The organism is Streptomyces sp. SS7 (assembly GCF_037993025.1).
Classification (GTDB): domain Bacteria; phylum Actinomycetota; class Actinomycetes; order Streptomycetales; family Streptomycetaceae; genus Streptomyces.
Window position 1 is genome coordinate 5,507,456 of sequence record NZ_CP141223.1, and the last position, 19,961, is coordinate 5,527,416.

Consider the following 19,961-nt stretch of genomic DNA (forward strand, 5'->3'; position numbering starts at 1 on the left):
AACGAGCGAAAGCATGTTCCCCAGCGTACTGCCTGTGAAAATTTCCCGAAACGCCCGGGCAGCCCTCGAAAACGAGGCCGCCAAACGCAGACGACCCGCGAGTCTGGTCCTCCCAGGGGGAGGGGCCGGCCGGACGTACCGGCGACTCGCGGGTCGGGTGACTGCTGGGATTGGGCCGGCTGCACGCGCATCCGCGCACGGGTCCGGCACCGCACTGAGTGTGGTGACGGGCCGCTAGCCCGCAGTCACCTCACGCGTCCGGTTTCCATACATCTGCCGAACCACCTCCCTTCTCGTGTGCTCGACACCTTAGGAACCGTTCCGGCCCCCGATCAACCGTTTTTCGCAAGAGTTGACGCGCGCGTGAGGGCGCGGTTCGCTGGTGGGGTGAATGATCTTCGGGTCGAGGTGGCCGGTGGTGGGGCCGCGCTGGAGCAGTGGCGGTACGTGGAGCGCTACGTGCTGGACGGAGGGACGGCGGAATGGGTCGACCTGAGGCTGATGCCCGTTCCGGTGTGACGGTGGCGACGGCGGCGGTACAACGATTCCCCTGCAATCTTGCGGGAACCATATGTGGGCTGCGTCACGTTCGAGTTGAATGAGGGCACGTGAGCGAACCTGCAGGGGGTCCAGGTGAGTGCTTCCCGGCGTAAGGGGACCACCGACGAACTGGGGCCGGACGAGCCCGAGCGGTCGGAGAACCCGGGCGACCCCGGCGGCCCGGATCTCCTCGCCGCGCTCCTCGACGGGATGGACGCGGCGCTGTGCGCCTTCGACGCCGACGGTGTCGTCACCCACTGGAACCGCGAGGCGGAGCGCATCCTCGGCTGGAGTGCGGCGGAGGCCGTGGGCCGGAAGGGCTTCGCCGGGTGGGCGGTGCGCGAGGCGGACGCCGGGGAGGTCGAGACGCGGCTGATGTCGGCGATGCACGCGACGGGCCGCCAGGTGCACGAGTTCGCGCTGCTGACGAAGGACGGGGGCCGGGTGCTCGTGCGCACCCAGTCGGCCGCCGTGCCCGGGCCGGACGGCAAGCCGGCGGGACTGTACTGCGCCTTCAGCGAGGTGCACGCGCAGATCGATCTGGAGCGGTCCATCGCGCTGAGCGAGGCGCTGTTCGACGACGCGTCCTGGGGCGTGGTCCTGGTGGACGCGGATCTGCGGCCCGCCGTGGTCAACGCGCATGCCGCCCGCGCGCTCGGCACGGGGCGTACGGCGGTGCTGGGCCGTCCGCTGGGCGAGCTGCTGACCCAGGGCGTGGAGGAGCTGGAGAACGCGCTGACGCATGTCCTCGCGGAGGGCGCCCCGCCCGCCCCGGCGGAGGTGTGGGTGGGGGTGCGCACCCCGGAGGGGGAGCGGCGGCGCTGCTGGCGGAGCGGGTTCCTGCGGCTGGCCTCGCCGCTGGCGGAGGAGCCGGTGCCGCTCGGTGTGGGCTGGCTGTTCCAGGACGTGACGGAGGCCAAGCAGGGGGAGCAGGAGGCGTCGCTGCTGCGGTTCCGTACGAACCAGTTGCACCGGGCCGCGCGGGCGGCGGCCGAGTGCGAGGATCCGGCGGAGGCGGCCACGGTCCATCTCGACTTCGCGCTCGCGGGGTTCGCCGACCATGCGCTGGTCGACCGGGTCGCGGGCGGTGCGGCGGCGGAGGCGGAGCCGGCGGGGGTGCCGCTGCGGCTGGTGCGGGTCGCGGCCACGCCGTCGGGCGGTCCGGGCCCGAGCGCGCTGACCGGTTACGCGGGGCTGCCGGTCCGGTATCCGGAGGGGCATCCGGCGCTGCAGTGCGTGGCGCGGGCCGGTTCGGTGCGGGCGGGCGCGGGGAGCGCGGCGGCGGAGGAGGCGCGCGAGTGGGCGCGGGTGCGGCAGTGGCCGCAGGACACGGTGCACGCGTTGTGCGCGGTGCTGCGCAGCCGGGGGCGCACGCTGGGGGTGGTGACGTTTCTGCGGGGTGCGGGCCGGACGCCCTTCGAGCGGTCCGACGCGACGTACGCCGAGGATGTCGCGGTGCGGATAGCGGCGGCGCTTGATCTGGCGGACCTCACGGACCCGGCGGGTTCCGGCGGCGGCTGACCCGCGGGGTCAGTGCTGGTAGAAGATCCGGTCGCCGTACTCGTCCAGGACGCGCCGGTTCCAGTCGTGGCCGCCGTCGACGTTGCCGGAGCGCAGCATGGGGGGGTCGATGCCGCGGTCGGCGAGGGAGCCGGCCGCGGTGGCCATGACGGCCTGGAGGAGGGCCGAGGTGACGGCGGTGGAGGCGGGCGCGAAGGGGGCCGGGACGCCGTCCAGGGTGAGGACGGCGTCGCCGACGGGGATCTTCGAGTCGAGTACGACGTCGCAGTGGTCCTTGAGGAAGGTGCCGGTGGGGTTGCGGGGGGTGGTCGCGGAGGCGTAGGCCACCGAGGTCACGCCGATGACCTTGACGCCGAGGGCGCGGGCCTTGGCGGCCATCTCGACGGGCAGGGCGTTGCGGCCGGAGAGCGAGATGATCACGAGGGCGTCGCCGGTGCGCAGCGGGGAGGTGTCGAGGACGGCGCTCGCGAGGCCGTCGACGCGTTCCAGGGCGGAGCCGAGGGTGGCGGGCATGACGTCGACGCCGACGACGCCGGGGACGGTGAGCAGGTTGACCAGGGCGAGGCCGCCCGCGCGGTAGACGAGGTCCTGGGCGGGGAGGGAGGAGTGGCCGGCGCCGAAGGCGAAGAGCCGGCCGCCGGCGGCGACGGTGTCGGCGAGGAGGGTGCCGGCGGCCCGGACGGCGTCGGTCTCCTCGTCGCGGACCCGCTCCAGCAGGCCGATCGTGGCGTCGAGGAAGCGGGCGGCGAGCTCGTGGTCGCTGCGGTCGCTCATCCGGGGGGCTCCTTCGCCGACGGGGGTCCGTGTCGCGGATCACCGTGCGGTCTGGACCAGTGCGGTGTCAATACGGCCTACGGCGGTACGGGGGAGCCCCGCGCGACCGTCCGGTTTCCCCGGTGCGGCACGGTTGTCAGTGGTATCCGGCAGAATTGGTGCCAGGGCCAGCGCACGCGCCGCAGGGCCGTCGAGCCTTCGGCAGATCTCATCGAGGGGCACACGAATGTCCGGACTGATCGACACCACGGAGATGTATCTCCGCACCATCCTCGAGCTGGAGGAGGAGGGTGTGGTCCCCATGCGTGCCCGGATCGCCGAGCGCCTCGACCAGAGCGGGCCCACGGTGAGCCAGACGGTGGCGCGCATGGAGCGCGACGGTCTGGTCTCCGTGGCGAGCGACCGGCATCTGGAGCTGACGGACGAGGGGCGTCGGCTGGCCACGCGCGTGATGCGCAAGCACCGGCTCGCCGAGTGTCTGCTCGTCGATGTGATCGGCCTGGAGTGGGAGCAGGTCCACGCGGAGGCGTGTCGCTGGGAGCACGTGATGAGCGAGGCGGTGGAGCGGCGGGTGCTGGAGCTGCTGCGGCACCCCACCGAGTCGCCGTACGGCAATCCGATCCCGGGTCTGGAGGAGCTGGGCGAGAAGGACGGCGCCGACCCGTTCCTGGACGAGGGCATGGTCTCGCTGGCCGACCTCGACCCGGGCACGGAGGGCAAGACGGTCGTCGTACGGCGTATCGGTGAGCCGATCCAGACGGACGCGCAGCTGATGTACACGCTGCGCCGGGCGGGTGTGCAGCCCGGTTCGGTGGTGAGTGTGACGGAGTCGGCGGGCGGGGTGCTGGTCGGCAGTGGTGGTGAGGCGGCCGAGCTGGAGTCGGACGTCGCGTCCCATGTGTTCGTCGCCAAGCGCTGAGCGGATGCCCGGCGGTCGCCCGGCGGTTGATGTCATGCTGAGCGATGTTCAATTCCTGTTGCTCGTGGGGTAGTTGATGCTCCCCGGCGATGTTGTCGAATCGCAGATTCCCTGTGTCGAATGGCAGCGCGCGGACCGTTCGCGTGCCACGCTGTCGCGTGAGGCATATGACCTGAGGGGGGCGGGGAAGATGTGCCGCAGAGCAGTGGAGGGCCCCGGTGCCGTGCGGCACCGGGGCCTGTCCTCCCCTGTTTCGACCCGGAGCCCCGAGCTCTCAGGGTCGTTCCCCTCGGACCGATTTCCCCGAGCGGTCCGCCTCCCGCTGAAGATCTCCCCCCGGCGACGGCGATCATTCCTCGAGGGAGGTCACTCGAACGAGGGGTGTTGGTCGCGGAGAGTGCCATTCTCGAATGGGCATTCGATAGCCTGCAGGTGATCGCGCCTGCGGGGGGATCGAGCCTGCGGGCGATCGAGGGAAGAGCGAAGGCAGCACAGGGCATCGGCAGCACAGCGGTACGACGGCTAGGGGGGTGCCAGGATCCATGGCGCGACGCATCGACGTGACCGGGGCGGGCGGCGTACGTCTGGCGGCCTGGGAGTTCGGCGACCCTCCCAAGGCCGATCAGCCCAGGAGCGGGACGGACGCCGTGATCCCGGCCCAGTCGACCGGCGGGCGGGACGGACGCGCCGGCGCGGCGCCCGGTGCCACGCTCGGCGCCGCTCCCGGTGCCGACCCCGAGCGCACCTGCGGGGTCCTGTTACTGCACGGGCTGATGGGCCGCGCCTCGCACTGGGCGTCCACCGCCCGCTGGCTCTCCGAGCGGCACCGCGCGGTCGCCCTCGACCAGCGCGGCCACGGTCAGAGCGAGAAGCCCCCCGAGGCCGCCTTCACCCGTGAGGCGTACGTCGAGGACGCGGAGGCCGCCCTGGAGCAACTCGGTCTCACCCCGGCCGTCCTCATCGGCCACGCCATGGGGGCGCTCACCGCCTGGCAGCTCGCCGCGAAACGCCCCGACCTGGTGCGCGCCGTGGTCCTCTGCGACATGCGGGCCTCCGCGCTCGGCTCGGCCTCGCAGCGCGAGTGGGCCGACTGGTTCAAGTCCTGGCCCCTGCCCTTCGCCACCCTCGCCGACGTCCGCAAGTGGTTCGGCGAGGACGACCCCTGGGTGGAGCGCCCCCATCCCTCCCGCGGCGAGTTCTACGCCGAGGTCATGCAGGAGTCCCCCGACGGCTGGCGCCCCGTCTTCGCCCCCGAGCAGATGCTGAAGTCCCGCGAGACCTGGGTCTACGACGCCCACTGGGAGGAGCTGGCCCAGGTGCGGTGCCCCGCGCTCGTCGTACGCGGCCTGGACGGCGAGCTGGGCCGGGCCGAGGCCCAGGAGATGGTCCGGGTCCTCCCGCACGGCGAGTACGCGGAGGTCGTCGACGCCGGCCACCTCGTCCACTACGACCAGCCCGAGGCCTGGCGGACGGCGATCGAGCCGTTCCTGGACGGCGTCCTGGCGCCGTGAGGGTGTCGCACAGGCCTGCGCCGGCTCAGCCCTTGCTCACCGCCGCCAGGATCTCCGGCAGGCGGGCAGCCACCTGCGGGGCCGCCAGGCGCAGGCCCAGCAGGGTGATCGCTGTCCCGTACATCGCGCCGGCCGGCAGCAGCACCCAGCTCCACAGCTCACCGTCCACGGTGACGTTCAGCCAGATCGTCCCCGCGATGACCGGGGCGCACAGCAGGGCGGCGGCGACCATCCCGCCGAAGATGGAGATCCAGGCCAGCCCGGTCTGCCCGGGGGCCACGTTCTTGTAGCCCTCCTGGGGGATCGAGTAGGGGAAGCGGGCCGACGTCCAGGCGCCGGTCGTCAGCATCGCGCCCAGCAGCGCCAGCGACAGCCCCAGCACCTCCGGCAGCCTCGGCCACTGTCCGAGGAGCGCCGTCGTCACCACGGTCACCAGCGTCGCGTACGGCAGGGTGATCACCAGCAGCGCGAGGGCACGTCCGCGGAGTTCGACGTAGGCGTCCCGGGGTGAGGACACCGTCAGCGCGACCATCCAGAACGCCGAGGTGTCCTGCCCGAACTGGTTGTACATCTGGATGCCGAGCATCCCGGCCGCGAAACAGGCGAAGTAGATCGAACCGGTGCCCTGCACCGCGTTGAACACGGGCACGATCAGCCCGATGGCCAGCGAGGTCACCCAGGCCGCCTTCGTCTTCGGATCGCGCCACACATAGCGCAGGCTGCGCTCCATGACGGTCCCGGTGCGGCCGCCCGGCAGCAGCCGCACCCACCCGCTCCCGCCGCGCCGGTCCCGCGCGTCCGCCGCGGCGGCCCCCAGCGTCGAACCGTCCGGCGCGGTCATCAGCCGCTCCAGACTCCGCGCCCACACCGCCACGAGCCCCGCCAGCACCGCCGCACCGACCGCGAGCTGCCCCGCGGCGATGCCGTACGCGCCCTCGCTCACCGAGTCGACCGCGCCCACCGCCGAGGCCGGCGGCAGCCACCGCACCACCTCCGCCGCGGGACCGAGCTGCCCGAGCCCGGCCGTGCCCAGCCGTTGTGCCGCGAAGTTGACGCCCTGGGCGCCCACGGCGATCACCAGCCCGCTGAGCACCGCCAGGTCCCGCCCGCGACGGCTGGTCAGCAGCCGCACGTTGGCGGCGGCGACGGCCCGCGCGAGCGCCACGCACACCAGCAGCGCCAGGACGACCGCGACGACCGCGACGACGTGGGCCGCGGGGCCGTGCGCCACCGCGACCACCGCCCCGGTGAGCATCAGCACGGTGAACAGCGGCCCGATCCCCACCAGCGAGGCCGCCAGGAGCGCCCGGACCAGCGGCCGGGGCCGCAGCGGAAGCATCACCAGCCGTGTCGGGTCCAGCGTCTCGTCCCCGCCGGGGAAGAACAGCGGCATCACCGCCCATCCCAGCCCCAGCAACCCCACCAGCAGCACCACGAGCGCATCGGCGTGAGCATGCCCTCGCAGCGCGATCAGGCCGAGCAGCTGCAGCACCGCGAACACCAGCACGACCACGGCGGACACCACGTACGCGGCCCGCCGCCCACCGGACTGCCGCAGCCCGCCCCGCAGCAGTGACAGCTTCAGCCGTACGACGGTGGCGGTCAGCGCGGTCATCGGGCGGCCCCGCCGCCCAGCCAGTCGAGATCCGCCCCACCGTGCCGCCCCTCGGCGCCGACCAGCTCCAGGAACGCCCGCTGCAACGAGGGGGCCGTCCCGCGGACCTCCTCCAGCGTCCCGTGCGCCCGGATCCGCCCCGCCGCCATCACCGCCACCCAGTCGCACAGGGATTCAACGAGTTCCATCACGTGCGAGGAGAAGACGACGGTGGCCCCGGAGGCCGTGTACCGCTCCAGCACGCCGCGGATGGTCTGCGCGGACACGGGGTCGACCCCCTCGAACGGCTCGTCGAGGAAGAGCACCTCGGGGTTGTGCAGCAGCGCCGCCGCGAGCCCGATCTTCTTCCGCATGCCCGTCGAGTAGTCGACGACCAGTTTGTGCTGGGCCCCCGCGAGATCGAGGACGTCGAGCAACTGCGTCGCCCGCCGGTCGACTTCGGCTCCCGGCAGCCCGCGCAGCCGTCCGCTGTACCCGAGCAGTTCACGCCCCGACAGCCGCTCGAACAGCCGCAGTCCCTCCGGCAGCACCCCGATCCGCGCCTTCACCGCCACGGGATCCCGCCACACGTCCCGCCCGCCCACCTCGACGACTCCCTGGTCGGGCCGCAACAGCCCGGTCACCATGGAGAGCGTGGTCGTCTTCCCGGCCCCGTTGGGCCCGACGAGACCGATGAACTTCCCGGCGGGCAGATCGAGATCGATCCCGGCAACCGCAACCTGCTGCCCGAACCGCTTCCACAGCCCACGAACGCGCACGGCAGACGTCATGCCCGAAGCCTACGTTCAGGCACGTCGCTTTTTCCGGCGCGGAACCGGTTACCGATCCCGCCCGCACGCGTAGGCCAGCGGAGAGATCAGCTCCTCCGCGTCCGGCAGCCACCGGTTCGCGGCGGTCGGCCGGCAGGCCCACTGCACCGCGCCCCGGGACCCGAACCGCGTGGGCGGCGCGGCCACGTACGTGCCCTCGCCCAGCGTCACCAGGTCCAGCGAGCCGAGGGACCAGCCCAGCTTGCGCACCAGGTCCGGCACCTTCGCGGACGCCCCCGGCAGCACGAAGAACTGCATCCGCCGATCCGGCGTCAACGTCACCGGCCCCAGCGTCAGTTCCATCCGCTCCATCCGCGCCAGCGCGAGGAACCCGGCCGTCTCCGGCACGGAGATCGCGTCGAACGTACGCCCGGTGGGGAGCAGGATCGAGGCGGTCGGCTGCTGCTGCCACATCCGGCGCGCGACGGTCGCACTGCCCGTCGCCTGCGTCGCCCAGTCGGGGCGCGTGGGGTGCGCCCCCGGCGCCGCGCACGCGGTGTCGCCGCAGGAGCAGCGCTGCAGCCCGCCGACGGCTTCCAGCCAGGTGCCGGGGAAGACGTCCCAATGACGTTCCTCGGCGTAGCGAACAGCGGTCTCGAGCAGCGATTCCCCGCGCTGCTTCGGGATTTGAGTGGCGTCGGCGCCCGCGATGGTCTCTTCCACGATGAGGACAACTCTAGCGGTCACCGGGGGTTACGCACGCCACTGTGCGCGGGGAGGGAGCACCGATTCCGCGTCCGGGGCGCATGGGTGCATCCCGGGGGGCGCGCGGAAGGAACGGGCGCGGGAACGGGTAGGCACCGACGGGGGCGGACTTCCGCCGATATCCCGGCAATTCTCGTGCAATCAGCACATGCCTCGCATTTTCGCTGTTTCCATGGGGCATTGATCTTCTCGGCCGGAACTTTTCGGTACGGAACTCCACAGGGGGTAGTGCCAATGGCCGCAAGGCCTCTCGTCGCCCGGCAGCCGAACGAACGGCTCCAGGCGCTCATCCAGGAGGCGGGGTGCTCGAACGCCGGGCTCGCCCGCCGGGTCAACATGTGCGGTGCCGAGCACGGTCTCGACCTGCGCTACGACAAGACGTCGGTGGCCCGCTGGCTGCGCGGACAGCAGCCGCGCGGGCGCGCCCCGGCGATCATCGCCGAGGCCCTGGGCCGCAAGCTCGGCCGTACGGTCACGATCGACGAGATCGGCATGGCCAACGGCAAGAACCTCGCCTCGGGCGTGGGTCTCCAGTTCTCGCCGACGGTGCTGGGGGCCATCGAGCAGGTCTGCGAGCTGTGGCGCAGCGACGTGGGCCGGCGCGACTTCCTCTCCGGTTCGTCCGTCGCCGCCTCGGCGCTGGTCGAGCCCAGCCGTGACTGGCTGATCTCGTCGCCCGACGCGCAGGTCGCGCGGTCGGCGGGACCGCGCGTGGGCCTGTCCGACGTGGCGGCCGTCAAGGCGATGACGCAGGCCCTGGTCGACCTGGACCACCAGTACGGCAGCGGGCATGTCCGCCCGGTGGTCGTGCACTACCTCAACAGCGTCGTCTCGGGGCTGCTGGCCGGCTCCTACCGGGAGGCGGTGGGCCGCGAACTCTTCGCCGCCGTGGCCCGGTTGACGGAACTCGCGGGGTACATGGCCGTCGACACCGGCCAACCTGGCCTGGCCCAGCGGTACTACATCCAGTCCCTGCGGCTCGCGCATGCGGCGGGCGACCGCGGCTACGGCGGGTACGTCCTCGCCGCGTCGATGAGCCACCTCGCCGCCCAGCTCGGAAACCCGCGGGAGATCGCCCAGTTGGCGCGCGCGGCCCAGGAGGGCGCGCGCGGGCGCGTCACCCCGCGCGCGGAGTCGATGTTCCTCGCGGCGGAGGCCCGGGGGCACGCGCTGATGGGCGACGTCCGGTCCGCCCAGCTCGCCTCGGGGCGGGCGGTGTCGGCGCTGGAGGGGGCCGAGCCGTCCGCGGGCGACGACCCGGCGTGGATCGCGCACTTCGACGAGGCCTATCTGGCCGACGAGTTGGCGCACTGCCACCGCGACCTCGGGCAGGCGGAGGCGGCGGCGCGGTGCGCCGAGCAGTCGCTGGCCGGGCACCCGGAGAGCCGGGTCCGCCGCCGGGCCATCGGGTACGTCCTCCTCGCCACCGCGCAGGTGCAGCAGCGCGAGGTCGAGCAGGCGTGCAGCACCGGTATGAAGGCGGTGGAACTCCTGGAGACCCTGCGTTCCCACCGGGGCGCGGAGTATCTGGAGGACCTCCAGCAGCGGCTGGAACCGTACCGGGAGGAACCGGTGGTGAGGGAGTTCGGGGCGCGGCTGGAGCTCCAGGCCGCGGCGTGAACGGACGGGGCGCCGTTGCGTGAACGTCCGGGAAACGCACAGGTCCCGTACAGGACGCGACGGACGCGGCGCACGGCGCTCCGGATCTGTAACGGACGTCACTGGGAGGCACATCACGTCCTGAGCTGCGTGGCACGGGGTTCCGGGGACCCGGTAGCGTGAGCCGACGATTCCGACAGTCCCCCGTTCGTAGGAGTCCCGGTGACGCAGAGTGGACAGGGCGAGGAGCCCTCGGCGCGGCCCGCGCGCGAAGGCATCGTGCTGCCCTCCGACGGTGGTGAGCCCCTCATTCCGGGACTCACGGACGCCGGCGGACCGCAGTCGGGCCCCCCTCGGGGCGGGCGGCCCGGTCCGTACGGGGCTCAGTCGTACGGGCAGCAGCCGCCCGCACAGCAGCCGCCCGCGCAGCCCCCGGCGGGCGGCCAGACGTGGGGGCAGCCGTGGGGCCCCGAGCAGCAGGCGCCGACCGGGCAGCAGGAGCAGGGCTGGCCGCTGCCCCCGGACCAGCAGCCCCAGCAGTGGGGCACCGCGCAGCCCGACCCGTGGGGCGCGGGCCCGCTCCCGCCCGAGGGCGGCGCGCCGGGGCAGACCTACGGCCAGAGCGCTCCGGCGGCGCCGCAGCCGTCGTACGACGGGAACCCGCAGGGTTACCCCGGCTACGGCCAGCACCGCCAGACCCCGTCCCCCTACGACCAGGCCCCGCAGGTGTCGGCCGCGCCGCCGACGTACCCGCCGGGCGGGCCGGGGGCGCCGGTGCCGCCGTACGCCGACGGCGCCGACGGGGCCACCCAGTACATACCGCCGGTTCCGTCGGGCCCGGTCGACGACGCCCGTACCCAGGTGCTGCCGCCCGTTCCCGCCGCCGGCCCCGTCCCGGGCGGCGACGAGGCCGCCACGCAGTACATCCCGCCGGTCCGGCCGGGCGCGCTGCCGCCCGAGAGCCCGGGCGGGGCGGCGCACTACCCGGGTGCCGCGCACTCCGACGCCGAGGCCACCCAGTACCTGCCGCCCGTGCCCGCCCAGGGCGGTCCAACGGCGGGCGGGGGCGCACAGCCGCCCGCCGGGTTCGAGAACCTCTTCCGCGACGGACCGGCCGGCGCGGGGGCCGGCGCCCCGGCCGGGGCCACCCAGCAGCTGCCGCGCATCACCGAGCCGGAGATCCCCGGCTACGGCGGCGGCCCGCAGGGCTACGGCGCGAGGCCCGTGGCGCGCGCCCCCCAGCCCACCTATGTGCCTCCCGTACGCCGTGACGACCACGGTGACGAGCGGGGCCGCGGCGGCCGTACCGGCTCGCGCCTGCCCCTGTTCGCTGCGGTCGGTGTCGCGATCGCCGTCGTCGGGATCGGCGCGGGCGCGCTGCTCGGCGGCGGAGGCGGCGACGACGACAAGGGCGACGGCAGCAAGCCCGTCGCCGCGTCGGCCTCGGCGGGCGAGCCGTCGGCCTCCGCTGACGACGCGGCCGAGCAGCAGGCGACCGCCCTGGACAAGCTGCTCGCGGACAGCGGCAGCAGCCGGGCCAGCGTGATCGCCGCGGTGGCGGACGTGAAGGCGTGCGACAACCTCGACCAGGCCGCCTCGGACCTGCGGGCCGCCGCCGGCCAGCGCAACGAGCTGGTCACGAAGCTGGCCGCGCTCGACGTCGACCAGCTGCCCGACCACGCCGCGCTGACGGGCGCCCTCACCAAGGCCTGGCAGGCCTCGGCGGCCGCCGACAACCACTACGCGGACTGGGCCGACGAGGTGGCCGGCAACAAGCGCAAGGCCTGCAGGAAGGGCGGCGCCCGCACCACGAACGCCACCCAGCAGGGCAACCGGGAGAGCGGCACCGCGAGCGCGCAGAAGAACCAGGCGGCCCGGCTGTGGAACGGGATCGCCCGGAAGTACGGCCTGACGGAGCGCCAGCCCACCCAGCTCTGAACCGGCTCCGACCCGGCTCCGAGGCGGGCGGGCTCAGCCGACGTCCGCGTCCTCCATGGTGCCGGTGACGTCGACGAAGCCCTTCTGCGCGGCCACCAGCAGGCCCTTGCGCACCTGCTGCACGGTCACCTCGGCGTTGGACAGCCGGGGGAACCCGACGGCGGCGAGCCGGCTGGTGAACTTCCAGCGCAGGGCGGGGGTGAGTCCGCCGGTGGTGAACGTCCGGCCGCTGTTGAGGGCGGAGCGGACGGAGTCGGCGCTCACCTCGTCGTCACCCAGCGACTCCACGGCCTGCCGCAGCACGTTGTAGGCGATCCAGGTGGTCTGCACGCCGGTGTCGGAGGGGTCGATGCTGGTGTCGGAGAAGGCGGACTCGCTGATCACCTTCTTCATCCCGGCCCACCGCTTGTCGCTCTCCACCGGGTACCAGCCGGTGACGTACGCCCCCTCGTACGGGCCGGAGCCGCCGCCGCTGGCGTCGATGACGGTCTGGTCGACGCTGCCCAGCACGCTTCCGGTGTTCACCGCGGGATAGTCCGCGCGGCTGCGGCGGAAGGAGTCCATGAAGGTGCCGTTGCGGTCGCCCAGCGCGGGCACCACGCAGCCCGTCCCGCCGGACGCCGCGCCCCCGGACGCCGTGCCGCCCGTCGCGGTACCGCTGCCCGCCGTGGCGCCGGTGGCCGTCCGCAGGGCCTTCTCGGCCTGCGCGGAGTACTCGGTGGCGTCCTCCGCCGCCCGCTGGTCCTCGGCCCCGGCGTGCTTGCCCGCCCGCAGACCGGCGTCGAGCATCGGCGCCAGCGCGTCGCCCGCGATGGTGTCGGGGCGCACGAGGGCCACGGGCCCCGCGCAGGAGTCGGCCAGCACCTTGCCGAGACCGGCGAGGAGGGCGGGCTGGCCGCCGTTGACCGGGTAGGACAGGGGGCTGGTGAACTCGGAGTTCGTGACGCCGTAGCCGCCTATGTAGGGAATGCCGGCGCCCTCCAGATGCGGGAAGAACGCGTCGGAGTGCTGGCTGTAGGAGCCGACGACGGCGACCGCCTTCTCCTTGACCGCGCGCCGGGCGCAGGCCGCCGCGGACACCGCGTCGTTGTGGTCGTTGCAGGTCAGCACGGTGAGCTTGTGGCCGTCGAGGCCACCCTTGGAGTTGATCCAGCGGGCGTAGGCGCGGGCGAAGGCGGGCATGCCGGGCTTGTTCGTGGCGGCCGTTCCCACGGGCGCCCAGGTCATCACGACGATCGGGTCGTCCCCGGAACCCCCCGTGACTCCGGGAACGACCCCGCATCCGGCGGTCAGCGATGCCACGGCGGCCAGAGCGCCCGCCGCGAGGGCGGCCGGTCTGCCGTTTCCGGTAGTGCGGAGAAACCTGGAGAGGAAGGTACTTCGCGGGAAGGTGCGTCGCCTGCCGGTCATGACCACGCACGATTCCGTCACATCACTAACCTCGGAGTGACCCACGGTCAACGCGGGGTGACGCGCGAGTGAAATACCGGGGTCCGTGAGGACTCGGGGGTGCGAAAACGTACGATCGATGACCGTGCAAGGTTCGGAGAACTCTTCCCGTCGCGGCCGTCGCTCCTCCACCATGGGCGGCATGCCACTCAACGACATGCCGTGGTGGCGCTGGCGCAGCAATGTGCGCTCCGCGCTGCACATGCTCTCCGACCCGGTGTTCCAGCAGAACGTCTGGCTGGCCGGAGTGGACGGATACGGCGACGTCACCGACGCCGTCTACCGTCTGGTCGAGGACACCTGGCTGGACAACTGGTCCGCCGAGAAGTACGTCGGCACGATCTTCCGTGACCCCCAGGAGGCGGCGCTCGTCGACACCGCCGTGCTGCGCGTCCTGCGGATCATGCACCAGGTCGGCCCGGACGCGCCGGTCTCCACCTATGTCTCCCACCCCGGCTGGCCCGAGGCGGTGCAGGCGGCCCGGGACGCGCACCTGCGCCTGGCGGTGGCCGACGGCGAGGACCCGGACGCGCCGCCGCGCACGCTGGAAGTGCTGCGGATCATGACGAGGTCCGCGTAGCGGGACGGCCTCCGCCGTGCCGGGGTGGACGTGAGACCCTGTGCTGCATGAGTGAGCAGTCCGCCCGAGCCGCGGCGACCCCCGCCGACCAGTACGTCCTCACCCTCTCCTGCCCCGACAAGCAGGGCATCGTGCACGCCGTGTCGAGCTACCTGTTCATGACCGGCTGCAACATCGAGGACAGTCAGCAGTTCGGCGACCACGACACGGGACTGTTCTTCATGCGGGTCCACTTCTCGGCCGACGCGCCGCAGACCGTGGACAAGCTGCGCGCGAGCTTCGCGGCGATCGGCGACTCCTTCCACATGGACTGGCAGATCAACCGGGCCGACGAGAAGATGCGCATCGTCCTGCTGGTCAGCAAGTTCGGCCACTGCCTGAACGACCTGCTCTTCCGCGCCCGGATCGGCGCGCTGCCGGTGGAGATCGCGGCGGTGGTGTCCAACCACACCGACTTCACCGAGCTGGTGGGCTCGTACGACATCCCCTTCCACCACATCCCGGTGACGAAGGAGACGAAGCCGGAGGCCGAGGCGAAGCTGCTGGAGATCGTGCGCGAGGAGAACGTCGAGCTGGTGGTCCTCGCCCGCTACATGCAGGTGCTCTCGGACGACCTGTGCAAGCAGCTCAGCGGCCGCATCATCAACATCCACCACTCCTTCCTGCCGAGCTTCAAGGGCGCGAAGCCGTACCACCAGGCGCACACGCGGGGCGTGAAGCTGATCGGGGCGACGGCGCACTATGTCACCGCCGATCTCGACGAGGGGCCGATCATCGAGCAGGAGGTCGAGCGGGTGGGACACGACGCCACCCCCGACCAGCTGGTCGCCGTCGGCCGTGACGTGGAGTGCCAGGCGCTGGCGCGGGCCGTGAAGTGGCACGCGGAGCGCAGGATTCTGCTCAACGGGCGTCGGACGGTGGTGTTCGCCTAGGAAGGCGGGGGTTCCTCGTCGCGGGCGAGTGCGGGTTTGTCGGTGGCTGGTCGCGCAGTTCCCCGCGCCCCTTTACAGCTGGCGTGCGTTTCCAGGGGCGCGGGGAACTGCGCGAACAACCCCCACGCACCCGCACCCCCCAACGCACCGCAACCAGCCCCTACATCCGGCTCAAGCTCGCCGCGGCGAACAGCACGTCCCTGATCGCCCCCCGATCGCCCAGCTGCCCCGCCGCGGCCTCCTCCGGAGGCACATGGCCCGCGGCCAGCCGGCAGAACTCCACGTCGTCCAGCGCCACGTGCGCCACCTCGTGCGCGGCGGAGCCCACCGCTGCGGGCGAGTCCAGGGGGATCAGCCACTCGCCCCCGCCGTCGCCCTCGATCTCCAGCCGCAGGCTGCGCCCCGGGCTGCCGGCGCTCACCAGGTGCCGGGCGCTCGGCGCGGGCGCGGCCAGCCCCGCGCGCCGGCGCGCGGGCGGCGCGTACGGATAGTCGACCGCCTCCGCGATGTCCTCGGCGTGCACCCAGCACTCGAACGCCCGGTCCAGCATCGCGTCCCGCAGGGGCAGGGTGAAGTCGCCGTACGAGATCGGCAGGGTGCCGGGACCGCTGCCCGTGAACGAGACCGTGCGCACGAGCGCGTGGCTCTGTTCGCGCCAGGGGCCGCGCACCGAGCGGGTGGGCGGGAAGTGCGACGCTCCCCAGAACGCCTCGGTGCGCTCGGCGGGCCCGCGGACGCCGTCGGTCTCCTTGTCGTCGTCGCCGGGGCCGAGCGGGTCCTCCAGCCCGAGGGCCACCGCGACCAGGCCGTCCACGGCGAGGAGATGGGCGATGACCCCGGCGACGGTGGTGCGCCGGGTGCTCTCCCCCTCCCCGCGGAACCAGCGCAGCCGCACGGGCGCGTGCCACTCGGCGTCGCCGAAGTCCTGGAGCAGGGCGTCCAGTCGCGCGGTCTCGGCGTCGTACGAGGTCGCCCACGGCGGTACCGGGATGCGCGGCGGGCGACGGTCGAGGCAGGCCTCCAGGACGCGGGTGCGCAGGCCCGGGTCGAGGTCGAGGCTCTCCGGGCGCTGGAGCAGACCGACCGCCTCGCGCAGCCGCCGGGCCTCGTCCGCGCAGGCGCCGCAGTCGCCGAGGTGGACCTCGACGGCCGCCGCCTCCTCTGCGGAGCAGGCGGCCAGCGCCCAGGCGCCCAGCAGGGCCTTCAGCACGCGGTGCTCCAGCCGCGGCGGTTCCGGGACGACGAGCGCCTCCAGTGCGGGCAGCGGCAGCCCGGTGTCCTCGACGGAGGCGCGGGGGAACGGGATGCGGGGCGCACGGCGGGTGCCGTCGCCCTGGTCGCCCCGGTCCCCGATGGGGTCGCCGCCGGTCGCGGTGTGGTCGTCCATGGAGCCGTCGTAGCCCTCGCTGCCGTCCGTGCCGTCCGTGCTCTCCTTGTCGTCCTTGCCGTCCTCGCTCTCGTCGTCGGTGCCCTCGGATCCGGCCGCGTCGCTCACGCCGCACCCCCGTACTCGGGAGGGGCTCCGGAGGCCGGTGTGTCGTGGGCGGTGGAGAGCAGTTGCAGGCCGAGGCGGAGCCGTCGGCGCGCCTCGTCCTCGGTGACGCCGAGGTCGGCGGCGGTCTGGCGGTAGTCGCGGCGCTGGAAGTAGGCCAGTTCCAGGGCGGCGCGCAGGGGGGCGGGCATGGCCTGGACGATGTAGTCGGCGCGGGCGGCGACCGCGGCGTGCCGCACCTTGTGCTCCAGGTCCTCGGCGGTGCCGGGGCCGCCCTCGGCCAGCGCGGCGGTCTCGGTGGCGCGCAGCCGCTGCACGGCGAGCCGGTGGGTCAGCCCGGCGATCCAGGTGCGCAGGGGACCCTGCTGGGGGTCGTAGGCGTCGGGGTGCTGCCAGACGTGGACGAAGACCTCGCGGGTGACACGGTCGGCCGCGTGTTCGTCTCCGAGCACACGATGGGCGAGGCCGTGCACGAGTGAAGCGAACCGGTCGTAGAGCTCACCGAGGGCGGCCGCCTCACCGCGCGCGAGTCGCTGCTGCATCTTGCGGTCCCAGCGGGGCGGTGCGTCCTTCTTCGCCATGCGGCCCCCTCACCTGTGCCCGTGCCTCGGCCCAGCCTGCGTCCACCGTCACCTCGAATGTAGTCGGCACGTAGGACAACGCACGCCCCTTTGTTCCAATGTGCGCCCCTGATCGGCCCGGTAGTGGTACGAGCCCGCGCCTACCCAGACCCATCATGACCAATCCGGATCAAGTGTGTTCTATTTCGATCGCGTGCGAGCGATGTTGGACTGAGGTGGATCGAACAGGACTGAATATGACGGAATCAAGCCTCTTCCGTCCTGTGCCTGTTTTCCGCCACGCGTTTCGGGGCAACGCCGCTGGGCAGCCGCGCTGCAAGGAAGCGTAGGGACCGCTTCCGTTTACGGCGAGGGAAAGGCGTGAGGGTGGCCTTCAAGGTGACCGGCGGCGAGCGGGGCGGGTGGGCCGTGCTCCATGTGTCGGGCGAGCTGGACCTGGTGACGTCACCGGTGCTGCGGCAGCGGGTGCACGAGGAGGTGGCCGAGGGCCGTCACCGTCTCGTCCTGGACCTCTCCGACGTGTACTTCTGCGACTCCAGCGGCGTCGGCGTGCTCATCGCGGCCCGCAGGCTCATCCGCTCCTGCCGCGGCGGGCTGCGGCTGATCCTGCCCGCGCGCGGGGCCCCGGAGGACTCCCACGTCAACCGGGTCCTCGGCGCGCTCGGCGTCCGGCGCCTCTTCGACGTCTACGCCGACCTCGCGGAGGCCGTGGCCGAGGACGGCTCCGAACCGCTGACGGCCTGAGCCGCACCGCGGCAGGACGCGGGCCGCCGTGCGACGGGGATGTCCCGAAATCCACCCGGTCCGGGTACGGAGACCGCCCGCCGGCTCCCGCGGGGCCCGCGGCGTCGTACGCTCCCTGCCGGAAGGTTTCCCGCACCAGGACGCCAGGCGGCCGGAGGACAACATGGTCAGCGACGAGTACGAACGCAGGATCGCCGCCCGGTTCGCCGCGTTCGACCAGGACGGCAACGGCTACATCGACCGCGAGGACTTCGGCGCGGCCGCCAAGGCGCTGTTGGCCGAGTTCGGCACGGCGGCCCGCTCCGACAAGGGCCAGGCGCTGTACGCGGGCGCGGAGGCCTTCTGGCAGGGCATGGCGGGCATCGCGGACCGCGACGGCGACCAGCGCATCACCCGCGACGAGTTCGTGGGCGGCGCGGTCAAGCGGCTGCACGACAACCCCGACCGCTTCGCCGAGATCGCCCGCCCCTTCCTGCACGCCGCCCTCGACCTCGCGGACGCCGACGGCGACGGTCTGGCCGCGGTCGCCGACATCGTGCGCGTGCTGCACGCCCTGGGCGTCCAGCAGGACCTCGCCCGCACGGTCGCCGCCGCCCTCGACACCGACGGCGACGACAGGGTCGGCGAGCAGGACGTCGTCCCCGCGGTGGCCCGCTACTTCACCGTCTCCGAGTAGCGCTCGCGCAGCTTGTACTTCAGCACCTTGCGGAGCGTGTCGTTGCGCGGCAGGGCGTCCACCAACTCCAGCTGCTCCGGCAGCTTGTGCACGGACAGTCCCGCCGCGCGCAGGTACGACGTCAGCGCCTCCAGCGTCGGGTCCGCGGCCCCCGCCGCCCGCTCCACCACCGCGCACACCCGCTCCCCGCGCTCGGCGTCCGGCAGCCCGACCACCGCCACGTCCCCGACGTCCGGGCGGGCGGCCAGCAGGTCCTCGATCTCCTTGGCGGAGATGTTCTCCCCCTTGCGGATGATGACGTCCTTCAGCCGCCCGGTGAGCACCAGGTGCCCGCTCGCGGTGAGCCGCCCGAGGTCCCCGGTGCGCAGGAACCCGTCCGCGTCGAAGGCCTCCGCCGTCTGCGCCGGGTCCAGGTAGCCGCGGCACACGGCCTCCCCGCGCAGCCGCACCTCCCCGCCCTCGGCGATGCGTATATCCATCCCCTCCGGCGGCCGCCCCTCGGTCGTGGCGAGGTTCTCCACGGTGTCGCCCGGCGCCCCCATGGTGATCATCGGGACCTCGGTCATGCCGTAGCCGTGGGTGAGCTGCACGCCCATCTCCCGGACGACCGCGTGGTACACCTCCGGGGGCTTCGGCGCCCCGCCCCCGGCGAGCAGCCGCAGCGAGGGGATCACCGGGACGCCCGGCTGCTTGCGCTGCTCGGCCAGGAACATCGAGTAGAACGCCGTCGACCCGCCCGCCACGGTCACCCCGTGCCGGCGGTACTCCTCGAGCGCGTCCGGCAGCGCGAAGTGCTCGAACATCACCGCCGGGAAGCCGTACAGCAGCAGCATGACGGTGTAGTCGGGCCCCGCGATGTGCGCGTACGGGAAGGCCATCGAGCCCACGTCGTCGGCGGTCAGCTCCAGCGCGTGGGCGAGGCAGGAACCGCCCGCGAGGAGGGAACGGTCGGTGTGCAGGACGCCCTTGGGGTCGGAGGTCGTACCGGAGGTCCAGTAGATCCAGCGGACCGAGGTGCCCTCGGAGGGCGGCGGGGGCAGCACGGCAGGGTCACCCTCGGGCAGGTCGTCGTAGGCGTCGAACACGCCCTTCGCGCCGAGCCGCAGGGCCATCTCGCCGTGGTCGAAACCGCGCCAGACACCCGGTACGGCGAAGAACTCCGCCCGTGACTCCCTGAGCGCGAAGCCGACCTCGCGGTCCCGGTAGAACGGGATGACGGGGCTCTGCACGGCGCCCAGGCGGGCCAGCGCGAAGGACAGCACGGCCGTCTCGATCCGGGTGGGCAGCTGCCAGGCGACGACGGTCCCGGGGCGCACGCCCATGCCGTACAGCCCGGCCGCGGTCCGTTCGGCACGCGCGCGCAGCTCGTCGAAGGTCAGGGTGCGATCGCCCTGGAGGAGGACGGGCCGGTCGGGGGTGAGCTCGGCGCGGCGGGCGACCAGTTCCCACAGGGTGCGGGAGGAGCTCAGGGAGTGCGCGATGGCGTTCATGTCTGCCCCCAGCTTGGCTGACGACTCGTCAGGTGCCATGCTATCTGACGGGTCATCAGATAAGTACCGTCCGGCGGAGGGGAACC

General features: G+C 73.0%; 18 protein-coding genes. 10 read left to right on the forward strand and 8 right to left on the reverse strand.

The genetic code is table 11. The features are described 5' to 3' along the window. Nucleotides 1-387 precede the first annotated feature (387 nt). On the forward strand, nucleotides 388-519 hold the full coding sequence (locus U5640_RS25500; protein WP_340378063.1) for a hypothetical protein: 132 nt from the start codon (nucleotides 388-390) through the stop codon (nucleotides 517-519). A 114-nt stretch (nucleotides 520-633) separates the two neighbouring features. Beyond that, on the forward strand, nucleotides 634-2,061 hold the full coding sequence (locus tag U5640_RS25505) for a PAS domain-containing protein (RefSeq protein WP_340378064.1): 1,428 nt from the start codon (nucleotides 634-636) through the stop codon (nucleotides 2,059-2,061). Nucleotides 2,062-2,070: 9 nt separating this feature from the next. Here U5640_RS25505 and U5640_RS25510 read toward each other — a convergent pair whose 3' ends face one another. Next, nucleotides 2,071-2,835, reverse strand: coding sequence for an SIS domain-containing protein (locus U5640_RS25510; RefSeq protein WP_340378065.1), 765 nt, complete (start codon nucleotides 2,833-2,835; stop codon nucleotides 2,071-2,073). 226 nt (nucleotides 2,836-3,061) lie between these two features. Here U5640_RS25510 and U5640_RS25515 point away from each other — a divergent pair, with 226 nt between their 5' ends. Both U5640_RS25515 and U5640_RS25520 read left to right on the forward strand, forming a co-directional pair. Further along, entirely contained in the window at nucleotides 3,062-3,754 is a 693-nt protein-coding gene (locus tag U5640_RS25515; protein WP_133912046.1) for a metal-dependent transcriptional regulator, read from the forward strand. Nucleotides 3,755-4,296: 542 nt separating this feature from the next. Next, complete coding sequence (locus tag U5640_RS25520) at nucleotides 4,297-5,265, forward strand: alpha/beta hydrolase (protein WP_340378066.1); 969 nt, start codon at nucleotides 4,297-4,299, stop codon at nucleotides 5,263-5,265. Nucleotides 5,266-5,290: 25 nt separating this feature from the next. Here the strand turns inward: U5640_RS25520 and U5640_RS25525 are convergent, their stop codons facing one another. The 3 genes from U5640_RS25525 to U5640_RS25535 are packed head-to-tail and all read right to left on the reverse strand — an operon-like array spanning nucleotide 5,291 to nucleotide 8,352. Further along, entirely contained in the window at nucleotides 5,291-6,880 is a 1,590-nt protein-coding gene (locus tag U5640_RS25525; protein ID WP_340378067.1) for a transporter, read from the reverse strand. Next, on the reverse strand, nucleotides 6,877-7,650 hold the full coding sequence (locus U5640_RS25530; RefSeq protein WP_340378068.1) for an ABC transporter ATP-binding protein: 774 nt from the start codon (nucleotides 7,648-7,650) through the stop codon (nucleotides 6,877-6,879). Before U5640_RS25530 ends, U5640_RS25525 begins: the two co-directional genes overlap by 4 nt. Nucleotides 7,651-7,698: 48 nt before the next feature. Beyond that, on the reverse strand, nucleotides 7,699-8,352 hold the full coding sequence (locus U5640_RS25535; RefSeq protein WP_340378069.1) for a bifunctional DNA primase/polymerase: 654 nt from the start codon (nucleotides 8,350-8,352) through the stop codon (nucleotides 7,699-7,701). Between the two features lie 276 nt (nucleotides 8,353-8,628). On the opposite strand from U5640_RS25535, the gene U5640_RS25540 reads away from it, so the two are divergent. Beyond that, a complete protein-coding gene (locus U5640_RS25540; protein ID WP_340378070.1) occupies nucleotides 8,629-10,014 on the forward strand; it encodes a transcriptional regulator in 1,386 nt (461 codons plus the stop codon). Between the two features lie 201 nt (nucleotides 10,015-10,215). Further along, nucleotides 10,216-11,931 carry a hypothetical protein gene (locus U5640_RS25545; RefSeq protein ID WP_340378071.1) on the forward strand — a complete coding sequence of 572 codons (1,716 nt, stop codon included), beginning with the start codon at nucleotides 10,216-10,218 and terminating at the stop codon, nucleotides 11,929-11,931. Between the two features lie 33 nt (nucleotides 11,932-11,964). Here the strand turns inward: U5640_RS25545 and U5640_RS25550 are convergent, their stop codons facing one another. Further along, the gene (locus U5640_RS25550) at nucleotides 11,965-13,341 is read right to left on the reverse strand and encodes an ABC transporter substrate-binding protein (protein ID WP_340378072.1); all 1,377 of its coding nucleotides are present in this window, start codon (nucleotides 13,339-13,341) and stop codon (nucleotides 11,965-11,967) included. 118 nt (nucleotides 13,342-13,459) lie between these two features. On the opposite strand from U5640_RS25550, the gene U5640_RS25555 reads away from it, so the two are divergent. Continuing rightward, a complete protein-coding gene (locus U5640_RS25555) occupies nucleotides 13,460-13,960 on the forward strand; it encodes a hypothetical protein (protein ID WP_067251449.1) in 501 nt (166 codons plus the stop codon). A gap of 47 nt (nucleotides 13,961-14,007) precedes the next feature. Continuing rightward, on the forward strand, nucleotides 14,008-14,892 hold the full coding sequence (gene purU, locus U5640_RS25560; RefSeq protein ID WP_340378073.1) for a formyltetrahydrofolate deformylase: 885 nt from the start codon (nucleotides 14,008-14,010) through the stop codon (nucleotides 14,890-14,892). A 160-nt stretch (nucleotides 14,893-15,052) separates the two neighbouring features. On the opposite strand, the gene U5640_RS25565 is transcribed toward purU, so the two are convergent. Together U5640_RS25565 and U5640_RS25570 are read right to left on the reverse strand one after the other, a co-directional pair. Then, complete coding sequence (locus tag U5640_RS25565) at nucleotides 15,053-16,387, reverse strand: maleylpyruvate isomerase N-terminal domain-containing protein (RefSeq protein WP_340378074.1); 1,335 nt, start codon at nucleotides 16,385-16,387, stop codon at nucleotides 15,053-15,055. Beyond that, nucleotides 16,384-16,965 (reverse strand): sigma-70 family RNA polymerase sigma factor, encoded by a 582-nt coding sequence (locus U5640_RS25570; protein WP_340378075.1) that lies wholly within the window; start codon nucleotides 16,963-16,965, stop codon nucleotides 16,384-16,386. The genes U5640_RS25565 and U5640_RS25570 overlap by 4 nt, the downstream gene beginning before the upstream one ends. A 360-nt stretch (nucleotides 16,966-17,325) precedes the next feature. On the opposite strand from U5640_RS25570, the gene U5640_RS25575 reads away from it, so the two are divergent. Both U5640_RS25575 and U5640_RS25580 read left to right on the forward strand, forming a co-directional pair. Continuing rightward, complete coding sequence (locus U5640_RS25575) at nucleotides 17,326-17,709, forward strand: STAS domain-containing protein (RefSeq protein ID WP_340378076.1); 384 nt, start codon at nucleotides 17,326-17,328, stop codon at nucleotides 17,707-17,709. Nucleotides 17,710-17,872: 163 nt separating this feature from the next. Then, complete coding sequence (locus tag U5640_RS25580; protein ID WP_340378077.1) at nucleotides 17,873-18,385, forward strand: EF-hand domain-containing protein; 513 nt, start codon at nucleotides 17,873-17,875, stop codon at nucleotides 18,383-18,385. On the opposite strand, the gene U5640_RS25585 is transcribed toward U5640_RS25580, so the two are convergent. Then, a complete protein-coding gene (locus U5640_RS25585) occupies nucleotides 18,364-19,875 on the reverse strand; it encodes an AMP-binding protein (protein WP_340378078.1) in 1,512 nt (503 codons plus the stop codon). The two genes, U5640_RS25580 and U5640_RS25585, sit on opposite strands and share 22 nt — an antisense overlap. Nucleotides 19,876-19,961: the final 86 nt, after the last annotated feature.

Coding starts and splice junctions, on each gene's coding strand:
- U5640_RS25510 (WP_340378065.1), bottom strand. CDS start 2,835: ATGAGCGACCGCAGCGACCACGAGCTCGCCGCCCGCTTCCTCGACGCC.
- U5640_RS25515 (WP_133912046.1), top strand. CDS start 3,062: ATGTCCGGACTGATCGACACCACGGAGATGTATCTCCGCACCATCCTC.
- U5640_RS25520 (WP_340378066.1), top strand. CDS start 4,297: ATGGCGCGACGCATCGACGTGACCGGGGCGGGCGGCGTACGTCTGGCG.
- U5640_RS25525 (WP_340378067.1), bottom strand. CDS start 6,880: ATGACCGCGCTGACCGCCACCGTCGTACGGCTGAAGCTGTCACTGCTG.
- U5640_RS25530 (WP_340378068.1), bottom strand. CDS start 7,650: ATGACGTCTGCCGTGCGCGTTCGTGGGCTGTGGAAGCGGTTCGGGCAG.
- U5640_RS25540 (WP_340378070.1), top strand. CDS start 8,629: ATGGCCGCAAGGCCTCTCGTCGCCCGGCAGCCGAACGAACGGCTCCAG.
- U5640_RS25550 (WP_340378072.1), bottom strand. CDS start 13,341: ATGACCGGCAGGCGACGCACCTTCCCGCGAAGTACCTTCCTCTCCAGG.
- U5640_RS25555 (WP_067251449.1), top strand. CDS start 13,460: ATGACCGTGCAAGGTTCGGAGAACTCTTCCCGTCGCGGCCGTCGCTCC.
- purU (WP_340378073.1), top strand. CDS start 14,008: ATGAGTGAGCAGTCCGCCCGAGCCGCGGCGACCCCCGCCGACCAGTAC.
- U5640_RS25570 (WP_340378075.1), bottom strand. CDS start 16,965: ATGGCGAAGAAGGACGCACCGCCCCGCTGGGACCGCAAGATGCAGCAG.
- U5640_RS25580 (WP_340378077.1), top strand. CDS start 17,873: ATGGTCAGCGACGAGTACGAACGCAGGATCGCCGCCCGGTTCGCCGCG.
- U5640_RS25585 (WP_340378078.1), bottom strand. CDS start 19,875: ATGAACGCCATCGCGCACTCCCTGAGCTCCTCCCGCACCCTGTGGGAA.